Below are 16,103 nucleotides of genomic sequence, written 5' to 3' on the forward strand. Positions count from 1 at the left end.
TGGCAGATATATACAGCGTCTCCCAACATGGAGGCGGCGGTTGCGACGGGTTCGGGTTCCCAAAGCTTGTGGTAGCTAATCCCGTAGCTGGACTTGATGTTTACCGAAAGCTGCATCTTGGTGGCCGCGCTGCTGCGGCTGGCGAGGATGGAGGTGACGGCCCTGTCTATGCATGACGGGGGGATGGTGCAGGCGCGTTGCAATGAGGCCGCGCAAGAAGTGAGGGAGATCGTGGCGGAGAGGGAGGGACACTCTCCTCCAAGGGTATGAACCCCTTGCATGCCTTGACTTCTGGCCTTTGAGGACCCACCTGTGGGGCACCAGCGTGGGGCACCGGGGGCGAAATGGCAAACCAGAGGCAATATCTCGAATGGCACGGACAACAGTGGCGGGTCCGCGTCAAGGTGCCCGCTCGGGTCCGAGATTTGATCGGGCGAGGCAAGCTAACTCATCCCCTCCACACCGCCGACCTCAAGGACGCGGATGTCCGCAAATGGCCCATCGTGTCCCGGCTCAAAGGTATCATTGCGGCAGCCGAGAAGGCGTTCGCGACGAATGATCCCTTGGAGGCGGAGGCGCTGCGACATCGGCTTTCGATGGACGATGAGGGCACTCAATACGCAATCAACTTGCGGGCTCATCAGATTGAAGAGACCAACGGTCTGGACACGGCCAAAGCATTCTTCGCGCTCGCCAGCGGGCAGGTCACGCCGCTTGACCACCACGCAACCGAGTTCCTCAAACACCAAGGCTACCGCCTCAAGTCCGAAGGAGACTTCCGGCGAGTGCTAGGGTGGCTCGGTGACTGGTTACGGGATAGCCGGCTCCCTGTGGCTCTTGAAGCCGTTAGACGGGTGGATGCCGGCAAGTTCCTCTCTGAGTCGTTGCTCGTCGGAAGAGGCCGCCAGAAGGCCACAGCCTACCTCGGCTTCATTAGGCAGTACTGGACCTGGCTTCTCGACAAGGGGCACCTGCCAGCCAGCGAGAACCCATGGGCAGGCCAAAGACTCCCCGCAGAGCGACGGCAGGCACGTGATGCGGAGACTGATAGGGGCAAGCGCCCATTTACGGACACTGAGATGACCAAGCTGCTCAATGGCGACGGCGGCCCACTGCTCAATGACCTGATGCCAATCGGAGCGCTAAGCGGAATGCGGATCGAAGAGATTTGCCAGCTCCACGCTTCCGATTGCCGAGATGAGATGTTCAGCGTGTGGGCAGGGAAGACCGATAACGCCCGCCGTACCGTCCCGATCCACAGTGGCCTTAAGGAAATCGTCAGGCGGCGTACGGAGGGCAAGAAGGACACGGACTATCTGTTTGCCGACCTGCCGCCGATCCCAAAGTCTCGCGAGACCCGCTCCGATCCTGCCGCCAAGCAGTTCACCCGGTACCGCCGTAAGGTAGGGGTGGATGAGCGCCCGAACGATAAGGCCAAGAGCAATGTGGACTTCCACTCGTTCCGCCGCTGGTTCATCCGCAAGGCACGTGATGCCAAGCTTGCCGGAGCAGAGGGCTTTGACGAGTGGACTATCACGTGGGTGGTCGGACATACGGACAGCGACCGCGCGAAAAGCCTTGACCTAAGCCAGCACGGTTACGCGGGGATGGACCGGGAGGAGGCGAAGAGAGCGCTTGTGGAGGCCGTGAAGTTGCCGCTTGAAAATCTAGCGCCTATACCGGACTAACGGACTATTGGAGGGCGGGATTGATTGGGCAACGCATCGACGAAAATAGGTATCTTAATCGCCGAAGGCGTCAAGTTCAACTATAGGACTTTCGCCGACTTTGGTGCGGGTGGCTATCCATCTGCATACACTCCCGAATGGCTTACCTGGACAACTAGAGTTGGCAGTGCAGTCAAAGAGCTTTTTGCAAAAACCTCGGCACCGACTCGAATCCTTCAATCTGCGCAACTCGTACAGCTTCTTGGGAACGGTGAAGATAGTTTTAGACAAGCCAAAGCGTTCTACATGGGTGCGCTTGAGGCAGCAAAAAAAATCCTCGATGAAGACACCTTTGATGAGTTGCTTGCAACAACCCGCGCTGTCGCCCCCAGAGACCTCACGAATAAAGTCTTCATTGTGCACGGGCGCGACGATGCGGCCAAGGCCGAGCTAGAGATTATTCTGGCCGAGATGGGCTTGGAGCCCGTGGTTCTCCATCGGCAGGCAGACGGCGGCAACACGGTCATTGAAAAATTTGAGAAGCACGCTGACGTAGGCTTTGCGTTCATCCTCCTTACTCCTGATGAAGTCGCCTATCTCGCGAGCGAAGAGGCTAAGCCAGATGCCGAACGAGAGAAGGAGCGTCGGGCAAGACCGAACGTTATCTTCGAGTTCGGCTATTTTGTCGGTCGCCTTGGCCGAGCCAGGACCTGTTGTCTTTATCGTGGTAATGTGGTGTTGCCCAGCGACTTAGGGGGCTTGGTCTATAAGCGTTTTGACCGCAGTGTTGAGGAGGTCGCGTACGGCATTCAGAAAGAACTGAAGGCTGCCGGATACTCCCTGAAATAGGTGTTGAGCGGCAATCAAAGCTTGCGGCTATCTTGGTAGTCCCTCAACTCGGCATAACGCTGAGATGTCAGGCGCTCCCGCTCTCCGGCATAAATCATTGGCTGCATGCTTCCGCCCTCGACAAGTGACGCGGCTAATGAGGCTTGGCCATGCGCATACTTGGTCCACGTGTCTTGCGTCGCTCTGAGGCTTTCGAATTGATCCGCCCCCATATCCCGCTCCAACTCATCGAAGACGGTTTTCAGCAAAGCCTCGGTCCCCACGAGCGAGCTATATGCGCTTTGGTTCATATCGGCTTGCGTTAGCCCCGAGATTTGAAAGTTCTGCGAGAGACGTTCGGCAACATCAGAGGGCGTATTGGGATCCACAACCTTCTCAACGGCGTCCTCCAGTTGACGAAGGCGTGGCTTGTTAAAGAAGACCCGGCTTTCAAAATCTCTCACGTCCTCAAGGTCCATTCCTGACTGGTCCATCTTGGCCTTCAGTTCCACCAGCTTCGTCACGTGACTTACTTGCTCACCACTGGCGGACTTCTCAACGAAGCGCCTTCCGAAATAGCCGATGACACCCCCGACAAGAACCGCAGCTGCGACGAATAGCTCGATCATTTGCAACGACTCTCCTTGCGACCCCAGCACAGTCCTAGAACATTGAGCACACGTCCATACTGCGGCAAACGGCCAGTCAAGTGGGCGTCTGCAATCAATGAAATTTTGGGTCACAAATTTGACACCCCATATACGTGAGAGCGACGGCGAGGTTTCCCCCGTGCCCCCTACCGGCGTTGCAATTTGCTAGCGATTGGTATTGCCACCACGCCGTTCTTACTACTCTCCATTCCAGCGCACCAGGACGTAGATTAGAGCGAGGCCAAGGCTGTCATAGGAACGCTTGATAGGCTGTGGCTCCAACTTGGAGAGCGCTTCCGACAACGATCAAGGCAACAGACAATGCGAGCGGCGGGTGGGGGCGGTCGTCATGCTGCTCCAGCATCATCATCCTCTGCCCAATCATCTGGTTGATCTTCGGCAGCATGGGGGCAACCTGCTCTTCTTCGAGCACCTTGATTTTACGCCAACCCTTCTCGACGGATTCGGGAACATACCATTTGTAGCGCCGCCACGCCCTTATCCCTTCGGCGGTGAGCTTCTCTCGGTCGTTGACATAGAATGGCGTATGGCCGTCGCGGCGCGATTGCACGTTGATGCACTCAAGCGTAGCCATGGCCTTCTTCAGTCGCCTAATTTCTTGATCGATAACGTAGCGCGGAAGCAGGTCCCATGCGCCAAGACCGAATCCCCCCAAGTCTAGAAGTTGACCGATCAAAGATACGAAATTTGCCGGCTGCAAGGCTGTCTCCCAAATTCTGTCCACACAGTTAGGAACTCTCAGCGGCAAACTCCAGTCGGTCCGCCGTCTCACTAGGGCAAGCCCATGTGAGTCTCGCAAAAGGCCGTCCAGACGGTCGCACATGAATGGTCTCTTGACATTTCGACTGCCAGTCTCGCATAGTGGTCTCACATGAACCCAATGGAGACCCGATGCCATGACCACCTCCGCACTAGTCGGCTACGCCCGCACCTCCACCACTGACCAAAAGGCAGGCCTTGAGGCCCAGCTTCGCGACCTTGAGCTAGCGGGATGCACAAAGGTGTTTCGCGAAGAGATTTCCTCAGTTGCGACCAATCGGCCCCAGCTTGCCGCCGTGCTTGAATGGGTGCGTGAGGGCGACACGTTGGTTGTGACTAAGCTCGACCGGCTGGCACGCTCCGTTGCTGACCTCGTGTCGATCACAGCGGCCTTGAAGGCAAAGGGGGCAGGCCTTCGCATCCTGGCGATGAACCTCGACACTGCCACTCCCACGGGAAAGCTGATGCTGAACTTGCTGGGCTCAATCGCAGAGTTTGAACGCGAGCTGATGCTTGAGAGGCAGCGCGAGGGGATCGCGAAGGCCAAGGCAGATGGCAAGTATGCTGGTAGGCAGCCCACAGCCCGTGCCAAGGCAACAGACGTGTTGAGGATGAGGGCGGAAGGGATGTCTGTTAGCGATATGGTGGCGGCCTTGGGGATTAGCCGGGCTAGCATTTTTCGGATACTGGCAGATCACGAGACTGCACCTAGCAGCTAGTTCGGGTGAAGGTAGGGGGGTGCATGTGAGGACAAGACGCCGGGTGGCGGTGCACTCTATCGTTCGCCCTGGCTGCCCTCTCGGTGGGCTTCACGCCATGCCACCCACTCAGCATGCGTCTGACCTTCACTTCCGTTAGCGCGGTGCCATGCCACCCACTCAGCATGGGTCGGCAAATTGTCGAAAACCGGCTTGTATCCCCTTTCCTCATAGTCGCTCTTCGGTAAGAACATGGAGTTCTTCTCGTAGAGAACCATCACGGATTCGTCGCTCTGGCGATAAAGTCCTTTAGCCATTTTGCCGTCGGGGTTTGACAGACAATTACAGTCCGATTTCTTGCGCAGCAATAGCTGGCGAAGCTGCCGCCCTTGGGGCACAGTGATGGCCATGTGCAACCTTTACAACATCACCACATCGCAAGAAGCCGTCCGCCAATGGACCCGGACTTTGCGGGACATCTTGGGCAACCTTGAGCCGTCCATTGACATCTATCCCAACCGCCCGGGCCCGGTGGTCCGCAATGCGCTTGACGGGCGGCGGGAGCTCGCCAACCTGCTGTGGGGTATGCCGACACCAGTGGAGCGGATGAAGGGCAAAGCAGACTACGGCACTACCAACATACGCAATCCCCAGTATGGCCATTGGCAGCAGTATGTTGGCGTCGAGAACCGCTGTGTGGTGCCCGTGACGAGCTTCGCGGAGCCTAGCCCAACGCCCGGCGACAAGGACCCCGAGACGAGCATACAGCGAAACTATTGGTTCGCGCTTAATGAGGACCGCCCGCTGTTCTTCTTCGCCGGCCTCTGGACGCCGTGGCATGGGGTGCGCAAGGTGAAGGACGGTCCTGGCGACTTCGAGCTTTACGGCTTCATGACGACAGCACCTAACGCCCTCATCAAGCCGATCCACGAGAAGGCGATGCCGGTGATCCTGAGGACACAAGAGGAAACCGAGACGTGGCTTACCGCGCCGTGGTCGGAAGCGAAGCGGCTACAGCGCACGGCACCTGATGATGCCCTGGTGATTGTCGAGAAGCCGGCCACACAGATCAAGTTTCCGCAACGCGAGGGCGGGCAATTGTCGTTGCTGTAAGGTTTAATTGTCGTCACGAGGGGGCAGGCATGGGTGACCTTTCGAAAGTGGACTGGCCGGGCATCATTCGAGAGGCCGCTCACGGTCCGTTGGGCATAGTTGCCTTGGTGGTGCTGGTACTCGGTATTGCCTCAGTTGCTCTTTTCGCCAAAGAGGCCAACCCTCGATTTAAGTTTTCGGCATATGCCACGCTCTCGTTTGCGTTAGTCGTCTTCGTTCTGCTCATCTTGCCTTGGGGAGGGGACGGTGGCGGGGACAAGCCCGGCCCTTGGAAGCCCACCACTGCATGCGCATTCGATAAGCAAATCTCAGATATGCGGGCCGAGTTTCAGATCGATAAGTTCCCTGCCGATAGCCACGACGATTCAAGCCTGATCCTTTGGACAACCTTGTGGTTTCCCACGGACAAGTACGCGCCTTCGGAGCAGTCGGCTTTATGTCCGCGTGGCTATGGGTGGGTCCAAGGTTTTGTGACCTTCGGTAATGCCCGTTTCGAAACTCCCGGGAATGGCGGTATTTCCCAACCTGACCCCAATGACAAGAACGACTGCTCTTCTCTTGCTCAGCAAGTCGTCCTGATACGAGCCCAGGGGCTGGCGCAGATTGGAGCTGTTTTCAAGGACTGGGCAGCGGCAAAGGGAATCTTGCGCTTCCGTATCAGCAACGGTCCGCAGAGGGATGTTGAAACTGTGATCCCGCTGCGGGAGTTGGAGCCCCTGCTGTCTAATGCAAGTTGCCCTGCTGAGGTGAGGAATCTGATTGCCGGACTCCCAAGAAGCGCTTGGTCGCCCTAGGGTCTGTCGGGGCTCGCGGTCTTGCCGTAAGCCTCAATCACTTCCCTTAGTTTTCATCCCGCCATATGACCCTTCGCACCATGCGGATTTCAACAAGCCGCCTCACACGTATCTTCATGCCCTCCGATGCGCTCGGCAGCAAGATATCGACATCAAGGTCGCGACGTTTGCACCGCTCGCACCGCATGTGCCGGTCAACGTCCCAAAACGGAATGTCTCCGACCAGCTTGGCAAGGTCCCCGGGCAGGTAGTGGCGAGTGATGTTGCAGTTGATGCACCGGACACGGATTAGCTGACCAACCTCATGCGCTTTGCATAGGGTTTGCACTAGGCGGCGGGGTTTTCTGGGCTGCTCTGGCATGAGCAAAAATAGGAATGAGTTCCTCGCCGAGTCAATTCGCTCTTGACATTCATGTTCTCTTTTTGTTCACTGCGGCCATGCAGCGTTGGGAGTAATTGCCATGGACCGCATAGTGACACTCAACAGTCGCCAAGAAGCCGCCCTCCAGGCTCACGCCGAGGATTTCGTCGCAGTCCACAAGGGCGACGTGATGAAGGCCCTCAAGGAGATGATCGTACTCAACGGGCACCTTCAAGAGCGGCTTGACGCGCTTACCGCCCCGCGCCGCGCGACACGCTAGGAGGAACCGCAATGGGCACGATGCACTTTGACGCCGAAGCCAAAGCCGAGTTGCATTCAGAAGCCGTGAAGCTCATCGCCCGGTATGAAAGCCCCCTTGAGACCGTGAAGGCGCTCATGGTCTACAACTGCGAGCTAGAGACCCAGATACTCGCCATCGCCCATCGGCATCCGGGGATAGTTTCCATTGGCTACGACGACACGCCGCCCGGTGTGGGGTGATAGGAGGCGGCGCTCAATGCACGACCTTATCGCTTTCATTGGGAGTAACGCAGCGCTGGTTATCGCAAACCCGGCAGCCTTCGCAACGTTTGCTTTGCTGTTTGGAGGCGGTGGGTTTGCCGTCGGGCGCTATTTCTTGACCGAGCGCATCGCCAATCTGGAGAGCCGGATAGCCAGACGCGACGAAGAAATCACGGACCTTAAGGCCAAGCAGATAGCGCCAGAGCAAGGGGACCCATTGGTGCCCCTATTCCAGATGACTGAGGTGTTGCCTCCTGCGCCGCTCAACTTCAACCGGCTCTTGGCCCAACGGAAAGAGGACCTCCGTGTCGGATAGTTTGCTGCCACAACAGAAAGCCCCGAAGCTGATCGTCGTCACCGCCTTTGACCGCGATGAGACCGGCGACCTTCAGCCAGTCTTTGGGCCAGCCGAGCAGCAGACCGAAGAGCGGGCGATAAGGACCGCGAAGGGCCTCGCGACGAAGCATGCCGGTGTCATTGCGTGGTCGCGTGATGCCAACCCCTCGCTTGGCGAATACGGGGAGCCCACGACCCTCTTTGTGGGTGGCGACGTGCCGGACATGGAGTAGCGCCAAGCCAGTGCTTCAGAACAGAGCACCATTGATCGAGCCGGTGGTGAGGCCACTCTTGAGCGCGGTGCGCCATTCGTCACGCGCCGCCTTCCAATCCTTTTTGCAAAAGAGTCCTATTGCATCTGGGGACATGTCGCCCGGGGAATAGGCCCCGTAACGAAAAGCGCCGCTGGAATCCGGTTGGGCTATCCAGACGGTATGCTTATCGCAGTCGGCCTGAATCAACGCTAATTCGTCCTCCTGACCGTAGCGCCGCACGACCTGCTCGAAGTTCTGGGTTGTCCAACTCGGTGCGGTGTAGGTAACGGCTGTTAATGGAGGGCTGATGAGAGTCAGGGGTTCGAATACCTCGTGAGCGTAGGCTCTGTCGCTGGCATAAACCCAAGGGCGACGGGAAATTTCGGACAGCACGCCGAAGTGGAACACGTAACGCGGCACGGTGGGCAACGTGACCATGGCGATCATGGTTGCTATTGCGGCAACAGCGAAGGGACGCAGTGAGCGGGCCGAGGGCCTCGACGAGACATACGTTACGCCGTACGCCACCGCACCCACAGCGCACGCCCCATACATCGTGTTGAAGAGAATCCCTTGAAGGATTGCAGCTAGCGTATGCATCGGTTTTGCCCTGAGGCAATGGCCTGCGGTACGCCCCCGCAAGCAGCCTCCTCATGACCCCTGATCGGGGAGTTGGAAAACCGAGTTCCGGTTCCTGCGGCCTTTAGTTCCGGAGAACCTGGACATGCGCCACAGGCTCCCCGACCAAAAAAGTCGAGGATCGGCACCGAGGTGTTCGGCACCATGTTTGAACTCAGGGTTTCCACACCCCGGAACGCCGCGTCAGCGCTCGGGCAGCACCATGATTCACGGGGGGCCAAATTGCAACACGCTGCGCGTGAGGTGGGATACTGGCAGCTGGTTTGGAACGGAGTACATTTGGCGCGTCTTGAGGCTTATCTGCCACTATTGGCTATTCCGTTGACTGCCGTCGCAGCCTAGGTAACGTCGGCAAGAAAAACAGAAAGTCAGTCAATGCTATGACAGTACGCTCAATCCGACGTTTCAAGCTTTACGTGGCGACAAGCACCAGCAGCGGCGCCGGCCCATTTGGGGATCAACGCTATGCTTTCGCTTGGGGTCTCGAAGACGAAAATGGGAAGATCGTTGGCAGCGACAGTAACCCTTTCGGAGACGGCGGAAAAGGTGACCATACCAGGGGAACGTTTCCTGCGGTCAGGGCCGGGGTGTCGAAGCTTACTAGTGTTCAGGTGGACGTTATCACCAACCAAGAGTACGCGGTTAATCTGCTTAACCAGCCAGCGAGTGACCGAAGGGCCCGCAGCTACCTCAAGTCGAACGGTAAGGCTTTAGCCGACCGGGACGAACTGTCGTCATTAGACGCAGAATTGGAGCGGCGGGAAGTCGCAATAACGGGTCGAAGTCCGGCTGATCAAATCGAAATCAACAGGCTCGGAAGCCTACAAGATTGGGTCCACAGGAAAGCAAAGTACGGTGACGGCGATCCTAGCACATGGGGTACCTAATGCCGACCAATGGGCACCGCCATGCTGCTTTTGCGACGAGCCACGCTGAACTCGGTACTCAACAATCCTCTCCGTGCACAGTGCCCGGCTGTAGCCGTGTGGTCGACGGTACTGGGTTGCAGCTAGGCTCACTCCTATGCCGATACCACCTTAACCTTCGCGCTCGCCACGGAAGCGCTTGGCACGCCACCTTTAGGGCTGGAGAGCTGGCACCTTACTTGGGATGTGCCTCTGCCTGGATAACCGAGAGGAAAGGGTCGAGCGACGTTAAGCTCGCCATTGGGGAGCTATCAGAAGCATTGGCATCTGCACCAAGTGTCGAGCCGACAATGAATTTGCGCAGAAGACCTGCCGAGTATCGGGCTCGTGTGGCATTCGCGAGGCTGCGAGATGCAGGTATACAGCCAGCTAGGCTCCTGGGAATCTACCTAGGAGTGTCCGCATTGATCGAAGACGAGACCGGGAGTCCCCGATCCAAAGAGTTTCGCAACGTCCAAGCAGCAAAGGCTCTACACAGGATTCGGTCCGGCTTTCACTACCGAGCGCCAATGTGGAACCCCTTGGGTGCGGATTTGAAAATTGAGATTCATGCCTATCCAAACTCATCAGGATTGGTCCTGCGAAAGATTGGCGAAGCGCTAGAGGACGCTGCCACACATCTGATAGACGCCGCCATTCCCGTGATCATAGCTGCCAAGACCCTGAGCCACGGCCCTCATCCGTCGCACCTTGCGGGTTGGCGCCCGGCTTGGGACACTAGGCCACGCTAACAATGAATTCTCCACCCACACGCACGAACGGCTTGGTGGGCACATGAGGTCCTAACATGTTGGACGAGGACCCGACCGAGGTATTGCCGTTCAGGCGGAGTGTGCCGAGTGGGATCGTCTTGGACCCGGATCGCCGCGCAAAGGCTCCCAATCTGAAGGCAGCCATATCAGGGCTTGCGAAGGACCTTGAGGTTGCCGAGATGGAACTTGGTTTGCGTGTCAGGCAGCGAGATGACGAAGCCAGGGACAAGTTCCGTTTGGCCGTTGAGGCGTTAGTTTGCAACTTTCTGGTCATCCAAATGGCGGGCAGTTCGCAGCCGCTTGCTGTGCCCAAAGGCAGCGCTGCCATGTGGGGGTCTCGTCGTTCCAAGCCTAAAGTCTACGGAAAGCCCTTCCTCGATGCCCTTGCTGTTCTGGAGCACCCAGACATGGCCATGATTGAGCGGGTTGCTACGGGCTACAAGTTCGGGGCTGGCACAGGCGGACTTTCGACTATTCATGCTCGGCCAAAGCTATTCGCAACACTCGGCGAGTCGGTGACAGTTTGGGATGACATGACGCGAGATGCCCCTCCCGAGGTGCTGATCCTCAAAGCCCCGAAGGTGAAGGGAGAGGATGCCGTTGAGATGGACTATCGCGAAACGGGGAGAACACGAAAGCTGCGCAAAGAGGTGGAGGCGATCAACGAGTGGCTATCCTCAGCCGCCATCTACCTAAGTGGCAGCCCCTCGAACCTTGATGAGGATGGCCAGCCGATTGACCCCACCAAGCGCTCCGTTCGCCGCATCTTTAACAATGGCGTCTGGACGGACGGGGGCCGGCTCTACGGGGCATTCTGGGAGACCATGCCGCGAGCTATGCGGTTTCACCTACTGCGCATTGGGTCGGCCAAGGAGCCTGCTGGGGAGCCTATCTGCGATGTGGATTACGGGCAGCTATTCCCACGGTTAGCGTATGCCCGCGCGGACGTGTCAGGGATGCCTGATGAACTCTATGATGTCTTCGGCGACAGCTCTTCGCGGGCCGGCGTAAAGAAGCTGCTCAATGCTCTCTTGTTCCACAAAGGCCGCCTGATGCGTTGGCCTACCGGAACGTCCAAGCACTTCGGGGGCATGAAGCTCTCCGATGCTGTCGCAGCCATCCACTCCGCCCACCAGCCTATTGCCCACCTCTTCGGAACGGGTATTGGCCACAAGCTCGCGTTCATGGAGAGCAACATACTCATTGAGGTCCTTAAGCGTCTCCGCTTCATGAACATCGTCGCCCTGCCGCTGCATGATGCCGTGCTTGTCGCCCAATCCAACGCTGAGATCGCTAAGCATGAGATGGGGGAAACCTTCAAGACGATGCTGGGTGGAATATCACGCGTACCGGTCTCTGTAGAAATCGTATAGCAATAACAGCATGTTACTGGAAGTTTGCCCCTTATGTCTCCTCTAATGCATAAGGGGAGGAACGTAGAGGTGTCTTGGGGGTGGTCGCCCTGTGGCTCCTGTGGTGGGAGGAGTATTCAGCCCCCCAATCCTCCTTAGCACTAAGGTCCCTCTGAACACCCCGCTGAGCTTAGCTGACGGCTTGTAAGCGCGAATTTCCCCGCACCTTTTGCTGTTGAGTGCTCTGATGCATGAGGTGTCCACCCAAATAGGTGGACACCTTGTGATGGAAGAAGATGATCAGAAATTGCAGGTAAGGCTTGTTGGTCGGAACGGGCGACGCCGATACGACCCTGCATCGAAGGACCGTCTTGTCTCGGCCTGCCTTGAGCCTGGCGTGTCGGTATCGAGGCTTGCGCTCGAACATGGGGTCAATGCGAACCTTCTTCGGAAGTGGATAAAGAAGCGCACTGAGACCCAGTCCCTCCCGCCGTCCTCATCACCGGCGTTCATCCCGGTTCAGATTGAAAGCACTTCCGATCGGGTCTTGCTGCGACAGAGCAGCATGGCTGCGGTGGATTTGCCGGCGACCTGTGATGAAGTGCATGGGTCGGAAGCCAAAAGGGCTGCGCTTTTTTCCTCTCCAGCCAAGGTGAGCGCGTCACTGCCGAACGGCGTGAAGTTGACGCTGGAATGCGGTGATGTGGATGCATTGACGGCGACCATCGGAGCACTGGGTCATGTTCAGACTGGGCGCTGACCTGAAAGTCTACCTGCACCGCGAGCCGATCGACTTCCGGGCCGGCATCAACAGCCTTGCGGTTCTGGTCCAAGAGACGATGGCGCTCGATCCGTTTGCTCCAGCGGTTTTTGCCTTCTGCAATCGCCGTCGCGACCGGATGAAGCTCTTGTTCTTTGACCGGTCCGGCTTCGTGCTGGTCCTGAAGCGGCTGACCGAGGACAAGTTCCGGTGGCCGCGCCGGGAGGCAGCGGTGGTCACGCTTACGACCGAGCAATTGCACTGGATCCTCGACGGCATCGATATCGATGCGATGGTCCGCCATCCGGTGCGGCAATATCAGGTTGCCGGTTGAGGGCTCTCGAATTGAGCGATTGACGCGCCGGCATGCTTTCGATTCAAGAATCTGATGAATCGACCCGGCGAACCGACTGTTGAAGAGTTGATGGCGCGTATTGCTGCGCTTCGGGCGGAGAACCGTCAACTCACCGAACGCGTCGTCAAACTCGAGGAAGAGCTGGCGCTTGCACGACTGCATCGTTTTGCGCCGCGCAGTGAAAAACACATTGACCGCCTCTTCAATGAAGCCGAACAGGCCGCGGATGAGGACGCCGCCGACAACGAAGATGGCGATGTCGTTGTCCTGCCGGACACGGGCTTGCCGGCGAGCGAAGGGGCGACGGGAAAGAAGCGCGGCCGCAAGGCCTTGCCGGAAAACCTGCCGCGCGAGCGTGTCGAGTATGACCTTCCCGACGCCCAGAAGGCTTGTCCTTGCTGCCGTCACCAGATGCATCGCATGGGCGAGACCGTTACCGAGCAACTTCATATCGAGGTGAAGGCGAAGGTCCTGCAGAATGTGCGGTTCAAATATGCTTGCCGTCATTGCGACCGCACCGGGATCAGCACGCCGGTCGTGACCGCGCCGATGCCCACGCAACCTTTGCCGGGCAGCATCGCTACGGCCTCGACGCTGGCCTTCGCGCTCGTTCATAAGTATGTCGACGGCACACCGCTCTACCGCCTGGCGCAGGCATTCGAGCGCGCCGGCGTTCCTGTCAGCCGAGGCGCTCTGGGCCACTGGGTGATCGGCTCGAGCGAAAAGCATCTCTCCCGCATCTATGACGCGCTGAAGCTGCGGCTCAGATCGCAGCCCCTCATCCATGGTGACGAGACCACGGTCCAGGTGCTGAAGGAAATGGACAGAGAGGCCGCCAGCACCTCGTACATGTGGGCATACCGGAGCGGCCAGGACAGTGACGAGCCGATCGTGCTGCTCGAATATCAGCCGGGCCGCGGCCAGATACACCCGCAGGCCTTCCTCGGCGATTACCGCGGCATCGTGATGAGCGACGGCTATTCCGCCTGGCGCACGCTGGAAGGGGCAACGCATCTTGGATGCATGGCCCATTCCAGGCGGCGCTTCGTCGATGCCCTAAAGGCGAGGAAGAAAGGCGGCGGGCCGCCGGAACAGGCACTCCGGTTCTTCGAACAGCTCTACCGAGTTGAAAGGCAGGCGCGGAACGAAATCCCCGATGACGGCGAAACGCGAGATCACTGCATTCGCCGCTTCCGCCAGCAACATAGTGTCCCCATCCTCCATGCTCTCAAGGCATGGCTCGACGACATCGCCCCAAAGTCTTGCCGGACAGCAAGCTCGGCGACGCCGTCTCCTACACCCTGAACCAATGGGGATATCTGACGCGTTACACCGAGGACGGCAGCATGCCGATCGACAACAATCTTCTGGAGCGCGACATCAGGATTTTTGCAACTGGCAGGAAGAGTTGGTTGTTCAGCGATACTGTCGACGGAGCCAAGGCCAGCGCCATCGTCTACAGCCTGATGTTAACCTGCCGCGCCTGTGGCGTCGAGCCGTTAGCGTGGTTGCGCCACGTCCTCACTGAACTGCCTCAGCGCCCCGAGAACGTGGCTATCGACGATCTCCTGCCCTTCAACTTCCTCAAAGCCGCCGCAGCCTGACCCGACGCGTCCGTCTGAAAGCGATCAGTTGTTGCAAGGGCCGTCAATGTGCGGGGAAATGAGCGCTTACGACGGCTTGTCCACTATGTGACCTAGTTGCCTCCTTTGGGGTGGTCTACCCGTCATGGCAGCATAGCGCTTTGCATCGTGGGATGCATGACGGAGCAATGAGAGAGGGCGGGGGATAGACCGGCTCGACAAGGGGGCAGCGTTAGGTCGGCTTCAAGGCGACCCAGGGGCGAACTAGCGAGGCCGCCTAGCCGACCATCTGTGAGAGTTCCCGAAATGGTCAATTAGAACTTCACGAACGAACCGATATTCGCTCTTAGGCACCGGCCTCGGGCCACGGATTGTGAGCACCCTGATACTCGCCAAGCTCTCGACGATAGAAGCAATATACCACCGCGCCGTGTCGGTAGTCTCCAAGTGCCTAGCTGTCATGGCAAGGCGCACAACTCTCTTCGCGGCTTGGAGTGGAAACAGCTTTGCCCATATCCCACGCTCCATAGCAAAAATAGCCGTGTTGATGGAGGCACCCCAAGCCTCGTTTTGCAGGGGTCCCGTCGACCGCAGGATGTCCTGAATCTGTTGCTTATTGTATGCGCATACCTGCAAAGGGTCCACTTGATCCTCCCGCCGCCGATTGGCATTTCTTCGCCCGAAGTAGATACAGCAATATGGCTGGCGGACAATTGGCATCCCGTGCCCAGCATTGATCCTTATCCCGTCCCGCGCGGCTAAGACATTGCGCTGGACCTGATGTTCACCGAAAGCTGCATCTTGGTTGCCGTATTGCTGCGGCTGGCAAGGATGGGGATAGCGGCCCTACCGATGCATGATGGCATTATGGTCCAGTGCAGGCAGCAAGAGGCGGCTAGGAAGATGATGAGGATGGCGGCGCGGAGCCATCTAGACCTTGAATTGCCGATCGTCTCAAAGTGACGCGAGCCGCCTAGTTGGTGAAGATCTCGTTGACCGTCAGACCAGAAAAAGAGGCTGGTTTCCAATCCAGAAGTGGGAGAATGGCGTGAGCAAAACCATACTCCGTGACGCGCTTGGCAAGCTCTCGGTACTCCTTGCCGTCATCGTTGATGTAAAGGTCACTGTAATCGACAGTTTCGCTCGCAATTGATGAAACGCAAACGCCGATCACTGCTTGCTTTCCATGGTATTCGACAACTAATGGAGCGCCGCTAAGCCCCCGGCTAGGCGCGAAGCTAAGCTCGAAGCCATCGGGATGGTCGCCCAACACGTCTCCGGGTCGCGTAAGGCGTTGAATATATCCCTTGTGACACCGCAAATTATAAAGCTTTCCATTCGCCGCATCCAATGGATAACCAAAGGTGTAGACGTCGAGCCACGGTGCGGTCACTCCCCGGATGTCTTCACAAACGAAATATCTCTCTCCGGAATAGGCGCTTTGCCCAATGGCAACATCGTGAGGCTTAGGGGCATAGGAGTAAGCACTAACTGCCGCGAACACTGATTTCGGGCTCTTCCCGCCTTCACCCTTAGCGATGATGCCAACAGTCAATCCACCCTCTTCTGCTTGTTGGATCGCCTGTCTCAGGACGTGTGCCGCTGTCATAAACGCCCCTTTCGAATTTATGAAAAAGGCGGTTCCAAAAAGCCTTTGGATTTCAGCCTCGCTGTTTTGATTAATTATGAAGGTGCAGACGGGGCCAACGTAGCTTTGAAGGAACATGTTCTCA

Annotated in this window: 17 protein-coding genes and 1 pseudogene; 13 read left to right on the top strand and 5 right to left on the bottom strand. The window is 57.8% G+C overall.

Going from position 1 to position 16,103, the window contains the following annotated elements:
• Positions 1-344 precede the first annotated feature (344 nt).
• The gene (locus DBIPINDM_RS19435) at positions 345-1,688 is read left to right on the top strand and encodes a tyrosine-type recombinase/integrase (RefSeq protein ID WP_258588746.1); all 1,344 of its coding nucleotides are present in this window, start codon (positions 345-347) and stop codon (positions 1,686-1,688) included.
• Between the two features lie 24 nt (positions 1,689-1,712).
• Positions 1,713-2,516 (top strand): nucleotide-binding protein, encoded by an 804-nt coding sequence (locus tag DBIPINDM_RS19440; RefSeq protein ID WP_258588747.1) that lies wholly within the window; start codon positions 1,713-1,715, stop codon positions 2,514-2,516.
• Between the two features lie 14 nt (positions 2,517-2,530).
• Here the strand turns inward: DBIPINDM_RS19440 and DBIPINDM_RS19445 are convergent, their stop codons facing one another.
• Positions 2,531-3,124, bottom strand: a complete 594-nt coding sequence (locus tag DBIPINDM_RS19445; RefSeq protein ID WP_258588748.1) for a lysozyme inhibitor LprI family protein — start codon at positions 3,122-3,124, stop codon at positions 2,531-2,533.
• Between the two features lie 271 nt (positions 3,125-3,395).
• Positions 3,396-3,866: a hypothetical protein gene (locus DBIPINDM_RS19450; protein WP_258588749.1), complete on the bottom strand. Its 471-nt coding sequence runs from the start codon at positions 3,864-3,866 to the stop codon at positions 3,396-3,398.
• A 196-nt stretch (positions 3,867-4,062) separates the two neighbouring features.
• Between DBIPINDM_RS19450 and DBIPINDM_RS19455 the strand changes: the two genes are divergently transcribed.
• Positions 4,063-4,644, top strand: coding sequence for a recombinase family protein (locus DBIPINDM_RS19455; RefSeq protein WP_258588750.1), 582 nt, complete (start codon positions 4,063-4,065; stop codon positions 4,642-4,644).
• A 56-nt stretch (positions 4,645-4,700) separates the two neighbouring features.
• Here DBIPINDM_RS19455 and DBIPINDM_RS19460 read toward each other — a convergent pair whose 3' ends face one another.
• The gene (locus DBIPINDM_RS19460) at positions 4,701-5,033 is read right to left on the bottom strand and encodes a hypothetical protein (RefSeq protein WP_258588751.1); all 333 of its coding nucleotides are present in this window, start codon (positions 5,031-5,033) and stop codon (positions 4,701-4,703) included.
• On the opposite strand from DBIPINDM_RS19460, the gene DBIPINDM_RS19465 reads away from it, so the two are divergent.
• From DBIPINDM_RS19465 to DBIPINDM_RS19490, 6 genes are all read left to right on the top strand, one after another.
• On the top strand, positions 5,032-5,736 hold the full coding sequence (locus DBIPINDM_RS19465) for an SOS response-associated peptidase (protein ID WP_258589303.1): 705 nt from the start codon (positions 5,032-5,034) through the stop codon (positions 5,734-5,736). The two genes, DBIPINDM_RS19460 and DBIPINDM_RS19465, sit on opposite strands and share 2 nt — an antisense overlap.
• 29 nt (positions 5,737-5,765) lie before the next feature.
• Positions 5,766-6,530: a hypothetical protein gene (locus DBIPINDM_RS19470; RefSeq protein ID WP_258588752.1), complete on the top strand. Its 765-nt coding sequence runs from the start codon at positions 5,766-5,768 to the stop codon at positions 6,528-6,530.
• Between the two features lie 461 nt (positions 6,531-6,991).
• Positions 6,992-7,171, top strand: coding sequence for a hypothetical protein (locus DBIPINDM_RS19475; RefSeq protein ID WP_057144816.1), 180 nt, complete (start codon positions 6,992-6,994; stop codon positions 7,169-7,171).
• 11 nt (positions 7,172-7,182) lie between these two features.
• Positions 7,183-7,392, top strand: coding sequence for a hypothetical protein (locus DBIPINDM_RS19480; protein ID WP_258588753.1), 210 nt, complete (start codon positions 7,183-7,185; stop codon positions 7,390-7,392).
• Between the two features lie 16 nt (positions 7,393-7,408).
• Entirely contained in the window at positions 7,409-7,729 is a 321-nt protein-coding gene (locus DBIPINDM_RS19485) for a hypothetical protein (RefSeq protein ID WP_258588754.1), read from the top strand.
• Complete coding sequence (locus DBIPINDM_RS19490; protein WP_032933762.1) at positions 7,719-7,982, top strand: hypothetical protein; 264 nt, start codon at positions 7,719-7,721, stop codon at positions 7,980-7,982. The genes DBIPINDM_RS19485 and DBIPINDM_RS19490 overlap by 11 nt, the downstream gene beginning before the upstream one ends.
• Positions 7,983-7,997: 15 nt before the next feature.
• Here the strand turns inward: DBIPINDM_RS19490 and DBIPINDM_RS19495 are convergent, their stop codons facing one another.
• Positions 7,998-8,450 (bottom strand): hypothetical protein, encoded by a 453-nt coding sequence (locus DBIPINDM_RS19495; RefSeq protein ID WP_258588755.1) that lies wholly within the window; start codon positions 8,448-8,450, stop codon positions 7,998-8,000.
• A 1,905-nt stretch (positions 8,451-10,355) separates the two neighbouring features.
• On the opposite strand from DBIPINDM_RS19495, the gene DBIPINDM_RS19500 reads away from it, so the two are divergent.
• The 4 genes and pseudogenes from DBIPINDM_RS19500 (at position 10,356) to tnpC (ending at position 14,391) form a co-directional block, all read left to right on the top strand.
• Entirely contained in the window at positions 10,356-11,693 is a 1,338-nt protein-coding gene (locus DBIPINDM_RS19500; protein WP_258588756.1) for a hypothetical protein, read from the top strand.
• A 265-nt stretch (positions 11,694-11,958) separates the two neighbouring features.
• A complete protein-coding gene (gene tnpA / locus DBIPINDM_RS19505) occupies positions 11,959-12,432 on the top strand; it encodes an IS66-like element accessory protein TnpA (RefSeq protein WP_258580855.1) in 474 nt (157 codons plus the stop codon).
• A complete protein-coding gene (gene tnpB / locus DBIPINDM_RS19510) occupies positions 12,413-12,766 on the top strand; it encodes an IS66 family insertion sequence element accessory protein TnpB (protein ID WP_014761846.1) in 354 nt (117 codons plus the stop codon). The genes tnpA and tnpB overlap by 20 nt, the downstream gene beginning before the upstream one ends.
• 54 nt (positions 12,767-12,820) lie before the next feature.
• A pseudogene (gene tnpC, locus DBIPINDM_RS19515) lies at positions 12,821-14,391 on the top strand (IS66 family transposase).
• A gap of 952 nt (positions 14,392-15,343) precedes the next feature.
• On the opposite strand, the gene DBIPINDM_RS19520 reads toward tnpC, so the two are convergent.
• On the bottom strand, positions 15,344-16,096 hold the full coding sequence (locus DBIPINDM_RS19520) for a S1 family peptidase (protein WP_258588757.1): 753 nt from the start codon (positions 16,094-16,096) through the stop codon (positions 15,344-15,346).
• Between the last annotated feature and the right edge of the window lie 7 nt (positions 16,097-16,103).

This window comes from Mesorhizobium sp. AR02, from assembly GCF_024746835.1.
Classification (GTDB): Bacteria; Pseudomonadota; Alphaproteobacteria; order Rhizobiales; family Rhizobiaceae; genus Mesorhizobium.